The following is a 20,554-nucleotide window of genomic DNA, read 5'->3' as shown; positions in this document are numbered from 1 at the left end:
GCACCGATCGCCCCCATTGGCCTGGCCAATGAGATTAGTCTTGTCCCTCAGTTGACGGGTATCAAATCGCCTCGGTGCTCGATCAGTCAGACTAAGACGTAACAGTCGCAGGATGCCCGCATGTCTACACACAGTCGCTCTTCGATTTTCTTCGCCAGTTCGTTGATGGTTTTGCTGATGGCCGCCGGAGGCTTCGGTTACTGGAAGTCAATGCATGACCGGTTGCCTGAAGGCTTGTATGTCGGCAATGGCCGCCTCGAAGCCACCGAAGTACAGATCGCCAGCAAGACACCCGGGCGACTGGCAGAGGTGCTCGTCGATGAAGGCGACAAGGTCACCAAGGGCCAACTGTTGGCCCGCATGGATACCCGCACCCTCGAAGCGCAGCGCAACCAGGCTGAAGCCGAGGTGTTGCGTGCCCGGGAAAACCTTTCCGCCGCCCAGGCCAACGTGCAACTGCGCCAGAGCGAACAATTGCTGGCTCAACAGGAGCTCAAGCGCTCTCAGGAATTGATCAAACACGGTTTCGTGAGTAGCCAGATCGTCGATCAACAACAGGCGCGCCTGGACACCGGCGTCGCAGCGGTCGCCGCGTCCAGGGCACAGGTCTCGGCGGTCGGTGCGACGATTGGTGCGGCCCAGGCCCAAGTGGCCATGTTGACCAGCGAAATTGATGACGCCAGCCTGCGCGCGCCGATTGACGGGGTCGTCCAGTTGCGCATGGCCGAACCCGGCGAGGTGCTGGGTGCCGGCGGGCGCGTGCTGTTGCTGATAGACCCCAGCGACCAGTACATGAATCTCTACCTTCCTGCCTCCGTTACCGGACGCCTGGCGGTTGGCGATGATGCACGAGTCCTGCTCGATGCCCTGCCCGACCGCCCGCTGCCGGCCAAAATCAGTTTCGTCGCCGCCAAGTCGCAATTCACTCCCAAGGAAGTCGAAACCCGTGACGAACGGCAAAAACTGGTGTTTCGCGTCAAACTGCGCCTGACCGATCCGGGCGCCCTGCCTCAGGCCAAGCCGGGCATGCCCGGTGCCGGTTATGTGCGCACCGCACCGATTGATTGGCCGGCCAAACTGCAATGAACGGCCTGGCGCTGCAAGCCACCGGCATCAACCACCTGTATGGCAAACAGCAGGCCCTGACCGACATCAGCTTCAGTCTGCCCACCGGCACACGCTGCGGCCTGATCGGACCGGACGGTGCAGGCAAGTCGAGCTTGCTGGGGTTGATCGCGGGCGTTAAAACCCTGCAACAAGGGCAATTGGAGGTGCTCGGCGGCTCGATCCAGGATCGTCGCCATCGCAATAGCCTCTACCCGCGTATCGCCTTCATGCCTCAAGGCCTGGGCGGCAACCTGTACCCCGAGCTGTCGATCAGCGAAAACATTCAATTTTTCGCCACGCTGTTCGGCCTGTCAAAAGCCGAATGCGACCAGCGCAGGCACAGCTTGCTGTTGGCCACCGATCTGTTGCGCTTTGCCGATCGCCCGGCCGGCAAACTGTCTGGCGGCATGAAGCAGAAGCTCGGCCTCTGCTGCGCGCTGATCCACGAGCCGGACCTGCTGATCCTCGACGAACCGACCACAGGCGTCGATCCCTTGTCCCGGCGGCGCTTCTGGGAACTGGTGGACGATGTACGGCGTCAACGCCCGCAACTGACACTGCTGGTTGCTACCGCGTACATGGAAGAGGCCGAGCAATTCGAACATTGCCTGATGCTCGACAGCGGTCGGTTGATCGCGACGGGCCTGAGCAGCGAATTGGCGGCCGTCACGCCCGGCGGCAAACTCGACGAGGCGTTCACCCATTTCCAGGGCGACAGTGGCCACGACAACCAGCCACTGGTGATTCCCCCCCGCCCCGGCTCCACCACCGACATTGCCATCGAGGCCCACGACCTGACCCTGCGCTTCGGCGATTTTACCGCCGTGGACAAAGTCAGCTTCGCCATCGGTCGCGGCGAGATTTTCGGTTTCCTCGGCTCCAACGGCTGCGGCAAAACCACCACCATGAAAGTCCTCACCGGGCTGATGCCGGCCAGCGAAGGCAGCGCCACGTTGCTGGGTAATCCGGTGAACGCCAAGGACCTGGCCACGCGAAAACGGGTCGGCTTCATGTCCCAGAGCTTCTCGCTGTATGGCGAGCTCAGCGTGCGACAAAACCTCGACTTGCACGCCCGCCTGTTCGATTTGCCCAAGGCCGATAGCGTCCAGCGCATCGACGAACTGATCCAGCGCTTCAACCTGGGCGGCGTGGCCGACCAACAATCCGGCGCGTTGCCCTTGGGCTTGCGCCAACGGCTGTCGCTGGCCGTCGCGGTGCTGCATCGTCCGGAAGTCCTGATCCTCGACGAACCCACTTCCGGTGTCGACCCGGCCGCGCGAGACGACTTTTGGCGACTGCTGATCGAACTGTCGCGCGAGCAAGGCGTGACGATTTTCCTCTCTACCCACTTCATGAACGAGGCCCAGCGCTGCGACCGTATCTCGCTGATGCACGCTGGCAAGGTGCTGGCCTGCGACACCCCGGCGGCACTGCAACAACAGTTCAACGGCGAAACGCTGGAAGCAGCGTTTGTCACCTGCCTGGAACAGGCTCAGGGAGCGACCGAAACACCGGCTTCACCCGCCCCGGACCCTGCACCCGTCACACCGGCCAAGCCGACGAAGGAGCGCCGTTTCAGTGTCGGGCGCCTGGTGGCCGTGGCCACCCGCGAAGGCAAGGAGTTGCTGCGCGACAAAGTGCGAATGGCCTTTGCCATGCTCGGAGCCATTTTCATGATGGTGATCTTCGGCAATGGCATTTCGCTGGACGTGGAAAAACTCGCGTTCGCCGTATTCGATCAAGACCAGACGCCGCAAAGTCGCACTTATCTGGAGGCGTTTCGCAGCTCTCGCTACTTTGCCGAACAATCCCCCATCCACGACACGAAAGAACTGCACCGACGCCTTCAACGCTCGGAAATCAAACTCGCGCTGGAGATCCCGCCGGGTTTTGGTCGCGACCTGTACGCCGGACGCCAGCCCGCCGTAGCAGCCTGGCTGGATGGGGGCATGCCGTTTCGTGCCGAGACCAGCCGTAACTACGTGGAAGCGGTGCACCAGTCAGTCCTGGAACGACTGGCCGAACAGAGCAGTCGCGCACGGAATGCCCCCGCGGCGGCCAAACTGGAAACCCGATTCCGCTACAACCAGGACGTGGTCAGCGTCAACGCCATCGGCCCCGGGGTAATGGCGCTGATCCTCGCGTTCATCCCGGCCATGCTGACGGCCCTGGGGATCGTGCGGGAGAAAGAACTGGGATCGATCACCAACTTCTATGCCACGCCTCTGACCCGACTGGAGTTCCTGCTGGGCAAACAGGCGCCGTATCTGGCGATCAGCCTGATCAATCTGGCCGTGCTGACGGCGATGAACCGTTGGCTGTTCGGCGTCCCCTTCAAGGGCAGCGGGCTCACCCTGGCCTTCGGCGGACTGCTGTACGTACTGGCAACGACCAGCATGGGTCTGCTGATCTCGGCATTCACCCGCACCCAGATCGCCGCGATCCTCGGCACCATGATCATCACCAGCCTGCCGACCATCCAGTTCTCCGGGCTGATCGTGCCGCGCTCCTCCCTTGACGGTGCGGCGGCGGTGATGGGGATATTGTTTCCGGCCGGTTATTTCCTCGATATCACCGTCGGCACGTTTACCAAAGCGCTGGACCTGCGGCAGCTGTGGCCGCAATGCCTGGCGCTGTTCGGGTTCTTTCTCGGGTTCACCGGGCTGAGCCTGATCATGCTGAAAAAGCAGGAGGCCTGATGCACAAGCTCGCTCACATCTTGCGTCTGGGCATCAAGGAGCTGACCAGCCTGCGGCACGACAGCGTGTTGCTGGTCTTTCTGTTCTACGCCTTCACCGTGGCGATCTATATGCCGGCGGCCGGCTCGGTGATCGGCGTGCACAACGCCAGCGTGGCGATGGTGGACGAGGATCACAGTCACTTGTCACGGCAACTGGCCCAGGCCCTGCAACCGCCGGAGTTTCAGCGCCCTGTACCGCTGCCTTATGGGCAACTCGATCAAGTCCTGGACAGTGGCCGGTACACCTTTGTGATCAACGTGCCGGCGAATTTCCAGACGGATTTGCTGGCCGGCCGCCAGCCTGCGGTGCAAGTGAATGTCGATGCCACGGCCATGAGCCAGGCGTTCATGGGGGCTGGCTACATCGGGCGGATATTCCAGCGTGAACTGGTGACCTACAGTGGTCAGAGCGATCCCGCCAGCCAGGCTCCCATCCTGCTGACCACCCGTTCGCTGTTCAATACGAATCTGGAAGGTGGCTGGTTCCTGGCCGTGATTCAGATCGTCAACAACATCACCATCCTCGCCATCGTCCTCACCGGTACGGCTCTGCTGCGTGAGCGCGAACACGGCACCCTCGACCATTTACTGGTGCTGCCGCTGACGGCGCTGGAGATCATGCTGGCGAAGATCTGGAGCAACATGCTCGTCGTCGTGGTGTGCACCTGGATTTCACTGGAGGTGATCGTCAAAGGCGCGCTCGGCGTACCGCTGGCCGGTTCCATGAGCCTGTTTTTGATGGTGACGGCCGTTTATCTGTTCGCCAGTACCGCACTGGGGATTTTCCTCGCGACCCTGGCCCGCTCGACACCGCAGTTCGGTCTGCTGGCCATTCCGGTCATCATTCCGATGCTGCTGCTGTCCGGCGGCAGCACGCCGCTCGACAGCATGCCGCAGTGGTTGCAATGGGTGATGCAGGGTTCACCGTCGACACACTTCGTCAGCCTTAGCGCCGCGATCCTGTTTCGCGATGCGGGGCTAAGCGTGGTGTGGCCGGACTTGCTCGCGCTGACCGCCATCGGCCTGCTGTTCTTTGCGATCGCGCTGATGCGGTTTCGAAAGAGCCTGGCGTCCTGAAACGATGCTCCTGCCAGCCCCATGGCTGGCTGGTGATCGCGCGCCCGAAGGTGCGATCACCAGTAACCCAGCGCCAGTAGATCCGGCGTTACTGGATGATCAGGTTGTTGAACAACAGATCCTCGACCACCGGTTTGCCGGTTTCGTCAGTCATGACCTGCTGGGTTTGCTTCAGGGCTTCCTGACGCAATTTTTCCTTGGCTTCGACGTTATTCATCGTCTCGGTGGTCTGCTGGGCGAACAGCGCCACCAGTTGATTGCGGATCAGCGGTTCATTGGCTTTCACCGCTTTGGTGGCCTCGTCACCGGTCACGCGCAATGCCACGTCGGCCTTGTAGACCTTGAGCTTCGGCGTACCGTCCAACCCATAGTTACCCACGAACGGCGGGCTGAGGGTGATGTAGTTGACCTTCGGAGCCTCACCTTCTTTTGCCTCTTCGGCCACCGCTGCCACAGGCAGAGACAGGGCCAGCATCAACACGATCCACGCTTTCACAATTCACTCCTTATCCGGTTTGCGGCCTAGCATAACGACCCGCCGCTCAAGCACAAGCTTATGGCTGACTATCAGGGCCGGGCATGCTCGTTGACCCCTCGACTCACACACCTACACTTATCGGCCATCACTCCCAAAGGAATAGCCCTGATGAAAGCCGTGCTGTGCAAAGCCTTCGGCCCTGCCGAATCGCTGGTGCTGGAAGACGTCGCCAGTCCTGTCGCGAAGAAGAACGAAATCCTGCTGGACGTGCACGCCGCCGGGGTGAATTTCCCGGACACGCTGATCATCGAGGGCAAATACCAGTTCAAACCGCCCTTCCCGTTTTCCCCGGGTGGCGAGGCCGCTGGCGTCGTGAGCGCGGTGGGCGAAAAGATCAGCCACCTGAAGGTCGGTGACCGGGTCATGGCCCTGACCGGTTGGGGCAGCTTCGCCGAACAGGTCGCGGTGCCGGGCTACAACGTGCTGCCCATCCCGCCCTCCATGGACTTCAACACCGCCGCAGCCTTCAGCATGACCTACGGCACCTCCATGCATGCCCTCAAGCAACGGGGCCACCTGCAACCGGGTGAAACCCTGCTGGTACTCGGCGCCTCCGGCGGTGTCGGTCTGGCCGCCGTGGAAATCGGCAAAGCCATGGGCGCCCGGGTCATCGCCGCCGCCAGCAGCGCCGAAAAACTCGCCGTGGCCAAGGCCGCCGGTGCCGATGAACTGATCAACTACAGCGAAACCAGCCTCAAGGACGAAATCAAACGCCTGACCGATGGCCAGGGCGCCGACGTGATCTACGATCCGGTGGGCGGCGACCTGTTCGACCAGGCCATCCGCGCCATCGCCTGGAATGGCCGCCTGTTGGTGGTGGGCTTCGCCAGCGGACGCATCCCCGAACTGCCGGTAAACCTCACCCTGCTTAAAGGTGCCGCCGTGGTCGGCGTGTTCTGGGGCTCGTTCGCCCAACGCCAGCCACAGGACAATGCGGCGAACTTCCAGCAACTGTTCGGCTGGTTCGCCGAAGGCAAATTGAAGCCACTGGTATCGCAGGTGTACCCGCTGAGCAACGCCGCACAGGCCATCAATGACCTCGGCCAGCGCAAGGCGGTCGGGAAAGTGGTGGTGCAGGTTCGCTGAGTCTTCACCGGACACAAAATAGGCCAGAACAACTGACGAGGTTGTTCTGGCCTATTTACTCGCAGCTCTAAAGCAACGAAGCGGGTGTGCAGGTAATGCTGCCTGCGCCGGCTCACATCGGCGGTGCATCCGCCTGATCGGATTTTGACCTGCAGCGCTTGAGTCGGGCTTCCAGATTCCGATCGGGCATGGCATGGCTGCGCAGGGCATGGGCGGTCTGCTCGACATAATCGCGAGTGGTGCCGTAGCGCCCACATGCGTTTTCGAACACATGACTGAGCACGTGATCCGGCAAATTACCGGCATAACTGGGCAGATGACGCTCCAGGACAAATCCCAACGCCTGAACCTGGTTGCCGTCTTCAAGGCGGCAGTTGAGCCAGTGCGGACGATAGGACGGAAAAGGCATTTCCCTTTTCCAGAGCGCATACAGCGAGGCCTCCAATTGCTCTTCCGGCAGTCGGTAGGCAAAGCCACTGCAAGAGCCGCCACGATCCAGGCCAAACACCAGCCCAGGCATTTCCGGCGTGCCGCGATGTTCGTGGGACCACAGGTACAAGCCGCGATGGTAGCCATGCACCCGCCCGCGAACCCGCTCAACCGCCGTGCATTCGGGACGCCAGATCAGTGACCCATACGCGAACAGCCACACCGGGCCGCCCTTGTGGCGTGCCATGGTCGACTGCATCGAGCTGAGCAATTGTTCGTGAGTGAGCTGCGGCCCCAGATCGAGCCGCGGAGGGTAAGCCAGATTCAGAAAAGTCGATTCAATGGCTGTCATGGTGGAAGTGTTCGGCCCCACAAGTATTACAAGATGTAGCAAATTTCGTTTCATAGAACATATAGCAGTAACTGTAAAACGAAAAGTGCTAAGAGATGTATGACACTCGTGATACCACTAAATACCGGTAATCACCGCAGCCATCCCGTTTTATATAGCCTAATACTATTTTCAAAATGACTTAAATACCTGAATGACATATGCATAAGCCTTCGATCTGTTCAGGGCACGTTCATAATGCACAGGAAATTTCCTACTAAACTCTCGGACTTTCTGCCTTCCCCGTGGCTGGACGCCCACGTATAACGACCTCCCCAGGCGCAAGCCATAGCGCTTAACAGAGGCTGAATGATGAAAAAAGCGGGGCTTGTCGCCATGTTGTTGATGATCCAGGCCAGCCATGTAATGGCGACGGATGATGCACAACAAGACAAAGGCTTCTGGTATGTGCAGACCAGCGTCTACACCAAACATTACTCGCCTGATCCCGACCACAATAACAATCAGGACCTGATTGGCATTGAACGTAATCAAGCGTCTGGCTGGGTATTTGGTGGGGCGACTTTTCGCAACTCGTTCCGCCAGCGCTCCAACTATGCCTACGCCGGCAAACGCTATGAGAGTACGGAGTATCCGGTGTATCTGAAATTGACCGGCGGGCTGCTCGAGGGCTACAGCGGCCAGTACAAGGACAAGATTCCGCTCAACCACTTCGGCATTGCGCCGGTGATCATTCCATCCATTGGCGCGCACTACGGCCCGCTGGCCGCCGAGTTGGTGTTCCTCGGCGCCAACGCGGCCATGGTGACGACGGGCATACGCTTCTAGAAAGGGCCTGCCGGGTGGCGATCAAGGGCTCGGTCAAGCGCGCGGATCAAGATCGTGGCGCGTATGCAAATACGTCGGCGCGCATCTGATGGGCGTCCATCCCGGCCTCGACCAGCGCATCCAGCGTGCCGTAGACCATCGCCGGCGAGCCACTGGCGTACACGTGCAGCGCCTTGAGATCGGGAAAGTCTTCACAAACGGCTTCATGCAACATGCCGCAGCGCCCCTGCCATCCGCATTGATCGCTGACGACTTTATGCAGGAACAGGTTGGGCAACTTCAGCCATTCGTCCCAATGCTCGATTTGATAAAAGTCTTCGGGACGACGCACCCCCCAATACAGATGCACAGGATGCTTGAAGCCGGTGGCGCGACAATGTTCGATCAGGCCGTGGACCTGGCCCATGCCGGTGCCCGCTGCAATCAATACCAATGGGCCGTCCGGCAACTCGGCCAGGTGCGTGTCGCCGAACGGCATGTCGATCCGCACCATCGTGTCGCGCTGCAGTTGCTTGATCAGGTTTAGCGCGCTGGCTTCGCGCGCCAGCACATGGATTTCCAGATCACGCCCGGAGGAAGGGGCCGAGGCCAGGGAAAAGGACGACTTTTCGCCGTTGTCCCGATGAATCATCAGGTACTGGCCCGCATGGTAGCGCGGCGGCTTGCCGGCCGGGGCCCGCAGTCGTACCCGCCAGGTATCACCGCCGACGTCGGTACAACTGGTGACCTGGCACGAAAGACTGCGCACCGGCAATTCTCCCAGCGCGAGCACGCCATCCCACAGCACGATGCAGTCTTCCAGCGGCTCTGCTATGCAAGTGTAGAACTCGCCATGGTCGCGCACACCGCCGTCCTGTTCGACACGCCCTTCCACCAGCAGCGCGGCACACACGTGGCAATTACCGTTACGACAGCTTTGCGGGCATTCATAACCCAGACGGCGTGCGCCATCGAGAATCCGCTCGCCGGGCAGAATATCCAGCACTGCTCCGGAGGGCTGCAAAGTTACACGCATCAATCTATTCCTAACTGATTCCAGATGGCATCGATCCGCTTGGTCACGGCTTCGTCCTTGACGATGACCCGACCCCATTCCCGCGTCGTTTCGCCCGGCCATTTATGCGTGGCATCGAGCCCCATCTTCGAGCCCAGACCGGACACCGGAGAGGCGAAGTCGAGGTAGTCGATCGGCGTGTTTTCGATCATCACCGTGTCGCGCTTGGGGTCCATGCGCGTGGTGATGGCCCAGATCACGTCGTTCCAGTCCCGTGCGTTGATATCGTCGTCAGTGACGATAACGAACTTGGTGTACATGAACTGTCGCAAAAACGACCAGACGCCGAGCATTACCCGCTTGGCATGGCCCGGATACGACTTCTTCATGGTCACGACGGCCATGCGATACGAGCAACCTTCAGGCGGCAGGTAGAAATCGGTGATCTCCGGGAACTGCTTCTGCAGGATCGGCACGAATACTTCGTTCAACGCCACCCCGAGAATCGCCGGTTCATCCGGTGGACGCCCGGTGTAGGTGCTGTGGTAAATCGGCTTGATGCGGTGGGTAATGCGCTCGACCGTGAACACCGGGAAGCTGTCGACTTCGTTGTAGTAACCGGTGTGGTCGCCATACGGACCTTCGTCCGCCATTTCGCCTGGATGAATCACGCCTTCAAGGATGATTTCAGCCGTGGCCGGTACTTGCAGGTCGTTGCCACGGCACTTCACCAGCTCGGTTCGGTTACCGCGCAGCAGGCCGGCGAAGGCGTACTCGGAGAGGGTATCGGGCACCGGGGTCACGGCGCCGAGGATGGTCGCGGGATCCGCGCCCAGCGCCACGGCCACGGGAAACGGCTGGCCCGGATGCTTCTCGCACCACTCACGGTAATCCAGCGCGCCACCACGATGACTCAACCAACGCATGATGACCTTGTTGCGGCCAATCACTTGCTGGCGATAGATACCGAGGTTCTGGCGATCCTTGTTCGGGCCCTTGGTGACGGTCAGGCCCCAGGTGATCAGCGGGGCGACATCGCCAGGCCAACAGGTCTGTACCGGCAACATGGCAAGATCGACATCGTCGCCTTCAATGACCACTTCCTGGCAGATGGCATCTTTGACGACCTTGGGCGCCATCGAGATGATCTTGCGGAAGATCGGCAGCTTGGACCAGGCATCTTTCAGCCCCTTCGGCGGCTCGGGTTCCTTGAGGAACGCCAGAAGCTTGCCGATCTCGCGCAGCTCGCTGACCGCTTCCGCGCCCATGCCCAGTGCGACGCGCTCAGGCGTCCCGAACAGGTTGCCGAGCACTGGAATGTCATAACCGGTTGGTTTTTCGAACAACAGCGCCGGGCCTTTGGCACGTAGCGTACGGTCACAGACCTCGGTCATTTCCAGCACAGGGGACACCGGAACCTGGATGCGCTTGAGTTCTCCGCGCTGTTCCAGGCCGCTGATAAAGTCGCGCAAGTCGCGATACTGCATGCGTGAGCCTCGTTTTGGCCGTGGCGTTCGGGGGCTGGCAGTTTAGCGCCGAACCCTTCGGTTCAGAACCACGAACTGGCGTTTGATCAAAAAACAGATAGCAAAAAGCCGGGTTTCCCCGGCTTCTGAAGACCTGATCGTCTTACTTGCGCTTCATCGACAGGAAGAACTCGTCGTTGGTCTTGGTCGTTTTCAGCTTGTCGATCAGGAACTCGATGGCAGCCACTTCGTCCATCGGGTGCAGCAGCTTGCGCAGGATCCACATGCGCTGCAACTCGTCGTCTGCGGTCAGCAACTCTTCGCGGCGGGTGCCGGAACGGTTGATGTTGATCGCCGGGAAGACGCGTTTTTCGGCGATACGGCGATCCAGAGGCAGTTCCATGTTGCCGGTGCCTTTGAATTCCTCGTAGATCACTTCGTCCATCTTCGAACCGGTTTCAACCAGTGCGGTGGCGATGATGGTCAGCGAGCCGCCTTCTTCGATGTTCCGTGCGGCACCGAAGAAACGTTTCGGTTTCTCCAGGGCGTGGGCATCGACACCACCGGTCAGCACCTTGCCGGAGCTCGGGATCACGGTGTTGTAGGCACGGGCCAGACGGGTGATGGAGTCGAGCAGGATCACCACGTCTTTCTTGTGCTCGACCAGGCGCTTGGCCTTCTCGATCACCATTTCGGCAACCTGCACGTGGCGGGTTGGCGGCTCGTCGAACGTCGAGGCAACCACTTCGCCGCGCACGGTGCGCTGCATTTCGGTTACTTCTTCCGGACGTTCGTCGATCAGCAGCACGATCAGATGAACTTCAGGATTGTTGCGCGCGATGTTGGCCGCGATGTTCTGCAGCATGATCGTTTTACCGGCTTTCGGCGGTGCAACGATCAGACCGCGCTGGCCTTTGCCGATCGGGGCGCACAGGTCGATGACACGACCGGTCAAGTCTTCGGTGGAACCGTTACCGGCTTCCATCTTCATGCGCACGGTCGGGAACAGCGGGGTCAGGTTCTCGAAGAGAATCTTGTTTTTCGCGTTTTCCGGACGGTCGAAGTTGATCGTATCGACCTTGAGCAGCGCGAAATAACGCTCGCCTTCCTTCGGAGGACGGATCTTGCCAACGATGGTGTCACCGGTGCGCAAGTTGAAGCGACGGATCTGGCTCGGCGAGACGTAGATATCGTCTGGGCCGGCGAGATAAGAGGCGTCTGCAGAGCGGAGAAAGCCGAAGCCGTCCTGGAGAATCTCCAGCACGCCATCACCGGAGATTTCCTCGCCGCTTTTCGCGTGCTTTTTCAGCAGGGAGAAAATCACGTCCTGCTTGCGCGAACGGGCCATATTTTCTATGCCCATCTGTTCGGCCAATTCGAGCAGTTCGGTAATCGGCTTTTGCTTGAGTTCAGTCAGATTCATATAGGAATGACGTAATCATTTATGGAGGGGGGAAATTAAGCTTTTGGCTTAATGAGGCCGCGCCGCGGAGAAGGCGACAGGATCGCGTACTTATTCGAAAAGGAGAGCGTCGGCGACGGCTAGCAGGGGGCACTGGAGAAACCAGTGCGGGGCCGAATGTAACACCTGAGTTTCGGAGCGTCTAGCCCTCAGCAACGAAAAAGGCCCCGCAATTTACGGGGCCTTTTCAATAACACGGCATCGACGCTTAGATGTTGGCGTCGAGGAAGGCCGCCAACTGCGACTTCGACAGCGCGCCGACCTTGGTCGCTTCAACGTTGCCGTTCTTGAACAGCATCAGGGTCGGAATGCCACGCACGCCATGCTTGGCCGGGGTTTCCTGGTTTTCGTCGATGTTCAGTTTGGCAACGGTCAGCTTGCCTTTGTAAGTCTCGGCAATTTCGTCCAGAACAGGAGCGATCATTTTGCAAGGGCCACACCATTCAGCCCAGTAATCGACCAGTACAGCGCCTTCAGCCTTGAGTACATCGGCCTCGAAGCTAGCGTCGCTAACGTGTTTGATAAGATCGCTGCTCATGGAATTCTCCGGGGTTGTAAGCAAAAACGTGGCCCATCATAGCCGCCCTTCCCGTGTTCAGGAAGCCGCAGATGATTGAGTCTCGCTATGGTGTTCCATGAGTTTGGGTATAGCCCAAGTCACGTCATGGCGGGAGCGACGAAAGCGATTCCAGTGCGCAGTGCGGCATTGCGCACGTGCTCATGCATGGCTTTCTGGGCGGCGCCCGAGGCCCGCCGGGCCAGCGCACGAAGGATTTTACGGTGCTCCTGCCAGGTCTCCATGGCCCGCTCGGCCCGGATGAACGGTAGTTTCTGGCTTTCCAGGAAGATGTCGGCACTGGCGGTCAGGATGCTCAGCATCGCCTGGTTGCCGCTGGCGAGCAGAATGCGCCGATGGAATTCGAAGTCCAGACGCGCCGCGGCCTCAAAGTCCCCGGTCTTCAGTTCGTTGCGCATGGCGGCGACATTATCTTCCAGCGCATCAAGCTCATCGGTGCTCAAGGTCACGGCGGCCAGACCCGCAGCGAACCCCTCCAGCGCATAGCGCAATTGAAAGATATCCAACGGCGAAGCCTGGGCCGCGAACGGCCAGCTCGGCGCGCCCTCGCCTCGCGGCAGTTCCACGGGCGACTGCACGAACACGCCTTTGCCCGGCTGGATACTGATGACACCCAACGCACTGAGCGACGATAACGCTTCGCGCAACGACGCCCGACTGACCCCCAATTGCACCGCCAGGTCCCGTTGCGAGGGCAAGGCATCGCCCGGCCCGAAACCTTGTTCGGTGATCAGTTTGCGGATGGCTTGCAGCGCCACTTCAGGTACGGCGCGGGAGATCGAGTTCATGGTTTTCCAGACGAACCAGGCCAATGTGCGGGTAGTTGTAAAGCTATTCACGGCGTCCGGCAAGTCGTGCCCCATGGGGGTTCGGCGATTTTCACAGATGCGCCATCGAGGTGCGAAATAACACCTGACTGTTCAGACCAGTAAGACCTTGCCACACCAGTAAAACCGCGGCCTGGCACCCGGAAAACCCTATCTTGGCATGCCCCGTGCTCTGTCGAATCGCAGAAATTACTCCTCGCCGATTCGGAGATTTGCCATGATCCAGCGTTACAGCGCCCTACTCGCTGCCCTGTTTGCCAGCCTGATGCTGAGCCAGGCACCCGCCCACGCCGACGGTCTGGAAGATGTGCTCAAGCGTGGCGTCCTCAAAGTCGCCGTACCTCAGGACTTTCCGCCCTTCGGCTCGGTCGGCCCGGACATGAAGCCACGCGGCCTCGACATCGACACCGCGAAGCTGCTGGCCGACCAGCTCAAGGTCAAACTCGAACTGACGCCGGTCAACAGCACCAACCGGATCCCGTTCCTGACCACCGGCAAGGTTGACCTGGTGATCTCCAGCCTTGGCAAGAACCCTGAGCGCGAAAAAGTCATCGACTTCTCCCGGGCGTACGCGCCGTTCTACCTGGCCGTGTTCGGTCCGCCAGACGCCAACGTCAAGAGCCTGGACGACCTCAAGGGCAAAACCATCAGCGTCACCCGTGGCGCCATCGAAGACATCGAACTGACCAAGGTCGCCCCCGAAGGCGTGACCATCAAGCGTTTCGAGGACAACAACTCGACCATCGCCGCTTACCTGGCCGGTCAGGTCGACCTGATCGCCAGCGGCAACGTGGTGATGGTGGCGATCAGCGAGAAAAGTCCGAAACGCGTGCCCGCGCTGAAAGTGAAGCTCAAGGATTCACCGGTCTATGTCGGCGTGAACAAGAACGAGCCGGCACTGCTGGACAAGGTCAACCAGATCCTCGTCACCGCCAAGGGCGATGGCGCCCTGGAGAAAAACGCCCTGACCTGGCTGAAAGAACCGCTGCCGGCCGACCTCTGACTCTGCGTGCAGGAGCCCCTATATGGCTTATCAGTTCGATTTCCTGCCGGTGGTGCAAAACACCGATCTGCTGCTGCGCGGTGCGCTGTTCACCCTTGAGCTGACGGCCATTGGCGCGGTGCTCGGGGTGAGTGTCGGCATCGTGGGAGCGTTGGTGCGGGCGTGGAACATCCGCCCGTTCGCCGGGATTTTCGGCGTCTATGTCGAGTTGATCCGCAACACGCCATTCCTGGTGCAGCTGTTTTTCATCTTCTTCGGCCTGCCGTCGCTGGGCCTGCAGATTTCCGAATGGCAGGCCGCGGTGCTGGCGATGGTGATCAACCTGGGCGCTTACTCCACCGAGATCATCCGCGCCGGCATCCAGGCGATTCCACGGGGTCAACTGGAGGCCGCGGCGGCATTGGCGATGACGCGCTTCGAAGCGTTCCGTCACGTGGTGCTACTGCCCGCGCTGGGCAAAGTCTGGCCAGCCCTGAGCAGCCAGATCATCATCGTCATGCTCGGCTCGGCCGTGTGTTCGCAAATCGCCACGGAAGAGCTGAGCTTCGCCGCCAACTTCATTCAGTCGCGCAACTTCCGCGCCTTTGAAACCTACGCCCTGACCACGCTGATCTACCTGTGCATGGCCCTGCTGATCCGCCAGTTGCTCAACTGGATCGGTCATCGGTTTGTCGCAAGAAACAGCGCAAGGAGCAGCCGATGAGCGATTTCACCTTCCTGGACATCGTGCGCAACCTGCTCACAGGCCTGCAATGGACGCTGGCGCTGTCGCTGGTGGCGTTCATCGGTGGCGGCTTGATCGGGCTGCTGATCATGGTGATGCGCATCTCGGACAGTCCCCTGCCGCGCAACGTTGCCCGCACCTACATCGAACTGTTCCAGGGCACGCCGCTGCTGATGCAGCTGTTTCTGGTGTTCTTCGGCGTGGCGTTGGCCGGGGTGGAGATTTCGCCGTGGGCGGCAGCAGCGCTCGCCTTGACCCTGTTCACCAGCGCTTATCTGGCGGAGATCTGGCGGGGTTGCGTCGAGTCGATCCCCAACGGCCAGTGGGAAGCCTCGTCCAGCCTGGCGCTGAGCCGACTGGAACAGTTGCGCTACGTCATCCTGCCGCAGGCACTGCGCATCGCCGTGGCGCCGACCGTGGGCTTTTCGGTGCAAGTGGTCAAGGGCACCGCCGTGACCTCGATTATCGGTTTCACCGAGCTGACCAAAACCGGCGGCATGCTTGCCAACGCCACCTTCGAACCGTTCATGGTCTACGGCCTCGTTGCCCTCGGCTACTTCTTGCTCTGCTACCCCTTGTCCCTCAGTGCGCGCTACCTGGAAAGGAGACTGCATGCCTCTGCTTAGAATTTCCGCCCTGCATAAATACTACGGCGATCACCATGTGCTCAAAGGCATCGACCTGAGTGTCGAGGAAGGCCAGGTGGTGGCAATCATCGGGCGCAGCGGCTCGGGTAAATCGACCCTGCTGCGCACCCTGAACGGTCTGGAATCGATCAACGACGGCGTCATCGAAGTCGACGGCGAATACCTCGACGCCGCCCGCGCGGACCTGCGCAGCCTGCGGCAAAAAGTCGGCATGGTGTTCCAGCAGTTCAACCTGTTCCCGCACCTGACGGTGGGCGAAAACGTGATGCTCGCGCCGCAAGTGGTGCAGAAAGTGCCGAAAGCCAGGGCCGCCGAGCTGGCGCGGCAGATGCTGGAACGCGTCGGGCTGGGCGAGAAATTCGATGCCTTCCCTGATCGACTGTCCGGTGGGCAGCAACAACGCGTGGCGATTGCCCGTGCGCTGGCGATGTCACCGAAAGTACTGCTGTGCGATGAAATCACCTCGGCGCTGGACCCGGAGCTGGTCAACGAAGTGCTCAGCGTGGTCCGGCAACTGGCCAGGGAGGGCATGACGCTGATCATGGTCACCCACGAAATGCGCTTTGCCCGGGAGGTTGGGGATAAGTTGGTGTTCATGCATCAGGGCAAGGTGCATGAAGTGGGGGATCCGAAAGTGCTGTTCGCCAATCCACAGACGGCGGAGCTGGCGAATTTCATTGGGACCGTGGAAGCAGCGGGCTGACGGATCTTCGGCGTCGTAAAGACCGTCATCGCGAGCAGGCTCGCTCCCACATGGGGGTCCTGTGGGAGCGAGCCTGCTCGCGATTGACCGCGAAGCGGTCACCTACGCGTTGGCGGCAGCCTTTGATCGTGGCACGATGGCAGGGTTATCGACCGAGAGCCTGACCATGCCGCAATCCCAAGCCAAGAATCTGTCCCTGATCGCCGCAATCGACCTGGGCTCCAACAGCTTTCACATGGTCGTGGCCAAGGCCCAGAACGGCGAAATCCGCATTCTCGAGCGTCTCGGGGAGAAGGTTCAGCTGGCGGCCGGCATCGACGAGGAGCGCAAGCTCAGCGAAGAATCGATGCAGCGCGGGCTCGATTGCCTGAAACGCTTCGCCCAACTGATAAACGGTATGCCACTGGGCGCCGTGCGCATCGTTGGCACCAACGCCCTGCGCGAAGCCCGCAACCGGGCTGAATTCATCCACCGCGCCGAAGAGATACTCGGCCATCCGGTGGAAGTCATTTCCGGCCGTGAAGAAGCGCGCCTGATCTATCTGGGCGTCTCCCACACCCTCGCCGACACCCCGGGCAAACGCCTCGTGGCCGACATCGGCGGCGGCAGTACCGAGTTCATCATCGGCCAGCGTTTCGAACCCCTGCTGCGCGAAAGCCTGCAGATGGGCTGCGTCAGCTTCACCCAGCGCTACTTCAAGGACGGCAAGATCACCCCGGCCCGCTACGCCCAGGCGTACACGGCGGCACGCCTGGAGATCATGAGCATCGAACACGCCCTGCATCGCCTGACCTGGGATGAAGCCATCGGCTCCTCGGGCACCATCCGCGCCATCGGCCTGGCGCTGAAGGCGGGTGGTCACGGCACGGGGGAAGTGAACGCCGAGGGCCTGGCTTGGCTCAAGCGCAAACTGATCAAGCTCGGCGACGTCGAGAAAATCGACTTCGAAGGCATCAAACCGGACCGTCGCGCCATTTTCCCGGCCGGCCTGGCGATTCTCGAAGCCATTTTCGACGCCCTCGAACTGCAACGCATGGACCATTGTGAAGGCGCGCTGCGTGAAGGCGTGCTCTACGACCTGCTGGGTCGCCATCATCACGAAGACGTGCGTGAGCGTACCCTGACCTCGCTGATGGAGCGCTACCACGTCGATCTGGAACAGGCGGTGCGGGTCGAGCGCAAGGCCCTGCATGCGTTCGATCAAGTGGCCAAGGACTGGGATCTGGAAGACGGTGTCTGGCGCGAACTGCTCGGCTGGGCCGCCAAGGTCCATGAAGTGGGTCTGGACATCGCCCACTACCAGTACCACAAGCATGGCGCCTACCTGATCGAACACTCGGACCTGGCCGGCTTCTCCCGCGAAGACCAATTGATGCTCGCGCTGCTGGTGCGCGGCCACCGACGCAACATTCCCAAGGACAAGTTTGCCGATTTCGGCGATGACGGCATCAAGCTGATTCGCCTGTGCGTGCTGCTGCGCTTCGCGATCCTGTTCCATCACATCCGCGGCACCCAGCAAATGCCTCAGGTGGAACTGAACGCCAATGGCAACAGCCTGGAAGTGGTGTTCCCGGAAAACTGGCTGGACGACAACCAGCTGACCCAGGCCGACTTCGCCATCGAAGCGGAATGGCTGACGCGGGTCGATATCGTCCTGAGCGTGCGCTGAACCCCCTGTAGGAGCGAGCTCGCTCCTGCAGGGACGGCGGCGAAAACAAAAATGGCGACCCCTTGGGATCGCCATTTTTTACAACTGGCCGGCGTTAACGCACGGCCAGGATCGGGCTGCCCAAACGCTCCAGCAGCGTCGCCTGGGCGCTGCGCGGGTTCTGGTTGCCGGTTGGCGTGTTACGGATGTAACGACCGTCCGACTGCAGGCTCCAGCTGTGGGTGTTATCAGTGAGATAAAGCTCCAGCTCTTTCTTGACCCGCATGATCAGCTTCTTGCCTTCCACCGGGAAGCAAGTCTCGACGCGCTTGTCGAGGTTGCGCTCCATCCAGTCGGCACTGGAGAGGAACATCTGCTCTTCACCGCCGTTGAGGAAATAGAAGACCCGCGTGTGTTCCAGGAAACGGCCGATGATCGAGCGCACGTGAATGTTGTGCGAAACCCCGGCGATGCCCGGCCGCAGGCAGCACATGCCACGCACCACCAGATCGATGCGCACGCCTGACTGACTGGCCTTGTACAACGCGCGGATGATCTTCGGATCGGTCAGCGAGTTGAACTTGGCGATGATGTGCGCCGGTTTGCCGTCGAGGGCGAACTGGGTTTCGCGGGCAATCATGTCGAGCATGCCCTTCTTCAGGGTGAACGGCGCATGCAGCAGCTTCTTCATGCGCAGCGTCTTACCCATACCGATCAACTGGCTGAACAGCTTGCCGACGTCTTCGCACAAGGCATCGTCGGAGGTCAGCAGGCTGTAGTCGGTGTACAGGCGGGCGTTGCCGGCGTGGTAGTTACCCGTGCCCAAGTGCGCGTAACGCACGATTTCACCGGCCTCGCGACGCAGGATCAGCATCATCTTGGCGTGGGTCTTGAAACCGACCACGCCGTAGATCACCACCGCCCCCGCCGCTTGCAGACGGCTGGCCAGCTGCAGGTTGGACTCTTCGTCGAACCGCGCACGCAATTCGATGACGGCGGTGACTTCCTTGCCGTTACGTGCGGCATCCACCAGCGCGTCGACGATTTCCGAGTTGGCGCCAGAACGGTACAGGGTCTGGCGTACGGCCAGAACGTGCGGGTCTTTTGCCGCCTGACGCAGCAGGTCGACCACCGGGGTGAACGACTCGAATGGGTGCAGCAACAGGATGTCCTGCTTGCTGATCACGCTGAAGATGTTTTCGCTGTTCTGCAGCAGTTTCGGGATCTGCGGCGTGAACGGCAGGTATTGCAGCTCGCGCTGGCTGTCCAGGCCGGTGATGCTGAACAGTCGCGTCAGGTTCACCGGGCCGTTGACCTGGTACAACTCGGTCTCGCTCAGGTTGAACTGCTTGAGCAGGTAGTCGGACAGGTGTTTCGGGCAGGTATCGGCCACTTCCAGGCGTACCGCGTCACCGTAGCGACGGGAGAACAGTTCGCCGCGCAAGGCGCGGGCCAGGTCCTCGACATCCTCGGAGTCCAGCGCCAGGTCGGCGTTACGGGTCAGGCGGAACTGATAGCAGCCCTTGACCTTCATGCCCTGGAACAGGTCATCGGCGTGAGCGTGGATCATCGACGACAGGAATACATAGTTGTCGCCAGGGCCACCGACTTCTTCCGGCACCTTGATGATCCGTGGCAACAGACGCGGTGCCGGGATGATCGCCAGACCGGAATCGCGACCGAAGGCGTCGATGCCTTCGAGCTCGACGATGAAGTTCAGGCTCTTGTTCACCAGCAATGGGAACGGGTGCGTCGGGTCGAGGCCGATCGGGGTGATGATCGGGGCGATCTCGTCGCGGAAATAGCGGCGAACCCACGTCTTGAGCTTGGTCGTCCAGTAACGCCGACGGATGAAGCGGACCTGATGTTTTTCCAGCTCCGGCAACAGAATGTCGTTGAGGATCGCGTACTGACGATCAACGTGCCCATGCACCAGTTCGCTGATGCGGGCCAGGGCCTGATGGGGTTGCAGACCATCGGCGCCGGCCTGTTCACGGGCGAAGGTGATCTGCTTCTTCAGGCCGGCCACGCGAATTTCGAAGAACTCGTCCAGGTTGCTGGAGAAGATCAGCAGAAACTTCAACCGCTCCAGCAACGGGTAGGACTCATCCAGCGCCTGTTCCAGTACGCGGATGTTGAACTGCAGTTGCGACAGCTCGCGGTGGATGTACAGGCTGCTGTCATCCAGGCCTGGAATGACAATCGCTGGCGCTGCCGCAGCGGTTTCGGCGACCACCACAGGCGGAGCAGGCTCCAATTCCGGCGGGGTTTCGGCGATTTGCTCCACCACGGGTTGAGCGTCTTTTACGGCAACTTCAGTCAGTCCTTCGGTATTCATCACATGTT

18 protein-coding genes are annotated in these 20,554 nt (G+C 60.6%); 10 read left to right on the top strand and 8 right to left on the bottom strand.

Features of this window, described 5'->3' with window-relative positions; all coding sequences use genetic code 11:
- The first annotated feature begins 120 nt into the window (after positions 1–120).
- The 3 genes from JQF37_RS12155 to JQF37_RS12145 are packed head-to-tail and all read left to right on the top strand — an operon-like array spanning position 121 to position 4,924.
- Complete coding sequence (locus tag JQF37_RS12155; protein ID WP_130205702.1) at positions 121–1,086, top strand: efflux RND transporter periplasmic adaptor subunit; 966 nt, start codon at positions 121–123, stop codon at positions 1,084–1,086.
- Positions 1,083–3,806 carry a ribosome-associated ATPase/putative transporter RbbA gene (gene rbbA / locus JQF37_RS12150; protein ID WP_130205700.1) on the top strand — a complete coding sequence of 908 codons (2,724 nt, stop codon included), beginning with the start codon at positions 1,083–1,085 and terminating at the stop codon, positions 3,804–3,806. Before JQF37_RS12155 ends, rbbA begins: the two co-directional genes overlap by 4 nt.
- The gene (locus JQF37_RS12145) at positions 3,806–4,924 is read left to right on the top strand and encodes an ABC transporter permease (RefSeq protein WP_130205698.1); all 1,119 of its coding nucleotides are present in this window, start codon (positions 3,806–3,808) and stop codon (positions 4,922–4,924) included. The genes rbbA and JQF37_RS12145 overlap by 1 nt, the downstream gene beginning before the upstream one ends.
- 88 nt (positions 4,925–5,012) lie before the next feature.
- Here JQF37_RS12145 and JQF37_RS12140 read toward each other — a convergent pair whose 3' ends face one another.
- Complete coding sequence (locus JQF37_RS12140) at positions 5,013–5,420, bottom strand: flagellar basal body-associated protein FliL (protein WP_047534823.1); 408 nt, start codon at positions 5,418–5,420, stop codon at positions 5,013–5,015.
- Positions 5,421–5,570: 150 nt separating this feature from the next.
- On the opposite strand from JQF37_RS12140, the gene JQF37_RS12135 reads away from it, so the two are divergent.
- A complete protein-coding gene (locus tag JQF37_RS12135; RefSeq protein ID WP_130205696.1) occupies positions 5,571–6,548 on the top strand; it encodes an NADPH:quinone oxidoreductase family protein in 978 nt (325 codons plus the stop codon).
- 112 nt (positions 6,549–6,660) lie between these two features.
- Here JQF37_RS12135 and JQF37_RS12130 read toward each other — a convergent pair whose 3' ends face one another.
- Positions 6,661–7,329: a gamma-glutamylcyclotransferase gene (locus tag JQF37_RS12130; protein WP_130205694.1), complete on the bottom strand. Its 669-nt coding sequence runs from the start codon at positions 7,327–7,329 to the stop codon at positions 6,661–6,663.
- A 351-nt stretch (positions 7,330–7,680) separates the two neighbouring features.
- Here JQF37_RS12130 and JQF37_RS12125 point away from each other — a divergent pair, with 351 nt between their 5' ends.
- Positions 7,681–8,157, top strand: coding sequence for a sn-glycerol-3-phosphate transporter (locus tag JQF37_RS12125; protein WP_130205837.1), 477 nt, complete (start codon positions 7,681–7,683; stop codon positions 8,155–8,157).
- Between the two features lie 46 nt (positions 8,158–8,203).
- On the opposite strand, the gene JQF37_RS12120 is transcribed toward JQF37_RS12125, so the two are convergent.
- The 5 genes from JQF37_RS12120 to JQF37_RS12100 all read right to left on the bottom strand — a co-directional run bounded on the left by JQF37_RS12120 (position 8,204) and on the right by JQF37_RS12100 (position 13,444).
- Positions 8,204–9,172, bottom strand: coding sequence for a CDP-6-deoxy-delta-3,4-glucoseen reductase (locus tag JQF37_RS12120; RefSeq protein WP_130205692.1), 969 nt, complete (start codon positions 9,170–9,172; stop codon positions 8,204–8,206).
- Positions 9,172–10,638: a 4-hydroxy-3-polyprenylbenzoate decarboxylase gene (gene ubiD / locus JQF37_RS12115; RefSeq protein WP_130205690.1), complete on the bottom strand. Its 1,467-nt coding sequence runs from the start codon at positions 10,636–10,638 to the stop codon at positions 9,172–9,174. The genes JQF37_RS12120 and ubiD overlap by 1 nt, the downstream gene beginning before the upstream one ends.
- Before the next feature lie 142 nt (positions 10,639–10,780).
- Positions 10,781–12,040: a transcription termination factor Rho gene (gene rho, locus JQF37_RS12110; protein WP_017845130.1), complete on the bottom strand. Its 1,260-nt coding sequence runs from the start codon at positions 12,038–12,040 to the stop codon at positions 10,781–10,783.
- Positions 12,041–12,287: 247 nt separating this feature from the next.
- Positions 12,288–12,617, bottom strand: a complete 330-nt coding sequence (gene trxA, locus JQF37_RS12105) for a thioredoxin TrxA (RefSeq protein ID WP_003206727.1) — start codon at positions 12,615–12,617, stop codon at positions 12,288–12,290.
- Positions 12,618–12,736: 119 nt separating this feature from the next.
- Entirely contained in the window at positions 12,737–13,444 is a 708-nt protein-coding gene (locus tag JQF37_RS12100; protein ID WP_130205688.1) for a FadR/GntR family transcriptional regulator, read from the bottom strand.
- Positions 13,445–13,700: 256 nt separating this feature from the next.
- On the opposite strand from JQF37_RS12100, the gene JQF37_RS12095 reads away from it, so the two are divergent.
- From JQF37_RS12095 to ppx, 5 genes are all read left to right on the top strand, one after another.
- On the top strand, positions 13,701–14,486 hold the full coding sequence (locus JQF37_RS12095) for a transporter substrate-binding domain-containing protein (protein WP_047534861.1): 786 nt from the start codon (positions 13,701–13,703) through the stop codon (positions 14,484–14,486).
- Between the two features lie 22 nt (positions 14,487–14,508).
- Positions 14,509–15,189: an amino acid ABC transporter permease gene (locus JQF37_RS12090; protein ID WP_130205686.1), complete on the top strand. Its 681-nt coding sequence runs from the start codon at positions 14,509–14,511 to the stop codon at positions 15,187–15,189.
- On the top strand, positions 15,186–15,836 hold the full coding sequence (locus JQF37_RS12085) for an amino acid ABC transporter permease (protein ID WP_130205684.1): 651 nt from the start codon (positions 15,186–15,188) through the stop codon (positions 15,834–15,836). Before JQF37_RS12090 ends, JQF37_RS12085 begins: the two co-directional genes overlap by 4 nt.
- Positions 15,823–16,560: an amino acid ABC transporter ATP-binding protein gene (locus JQF37_RS12080; protein ID WP_103402899.1), complete on the top strand. Its 738-nt coding sequence runs from the start codon at positions 15,823–15,825 to the stop codon at positions 16,558–16,560. The genes JQF37_RS12085 and JQF37_RS12080 overlap by 14 nt, the downstream gene beginning before the upstream one ends.
- Positions 16,561–16,726: 166 nt before the next feature.
- Entirely contained in the window at positions 16,727–18,229 is a 1,503-nt protein-coding gene (ppx, locus tag JQF37_RS12075) for an exopolyphosphatase (protein WP_130205835.1), read from the top strand.
- 94 nt (positions 18,230–18,323) lie between these two features.
- On the opposite strand, the gene ppk1 is transcribed toward ppx, so the two are convergent.
- Positions 18,324–20,546 carry a polyphosphate kinase 1 gene (gene ppk1, locus JQF37_RS12070; protein ID WP_130205682.1) on the bottom strand — a complete coding sequence of 741 codons (2,223 nt, stop codon included), beginning with the start codon at positions 20,544–20,546 and terminating at the stop codon, positions 18,324–18,326.
- Positions 20,547–20,554: the final 8 nt, after the last annotated feature.

Source organism: Pseudomonas sp. MIL9 (assembly GCF_016887925.1).
Lineage (GTDB): Bacteria > Pseudomonadota > Gammaproteobacteria > Pseudomonadales > Pseudomonadaceae > Aquipseudomonas > Aquipseudomonas mohnii.
Note: the sequence above shows the minus strand (reverse complement) of the source record. Positions and strands in the feature narration are given on the sequence as shown.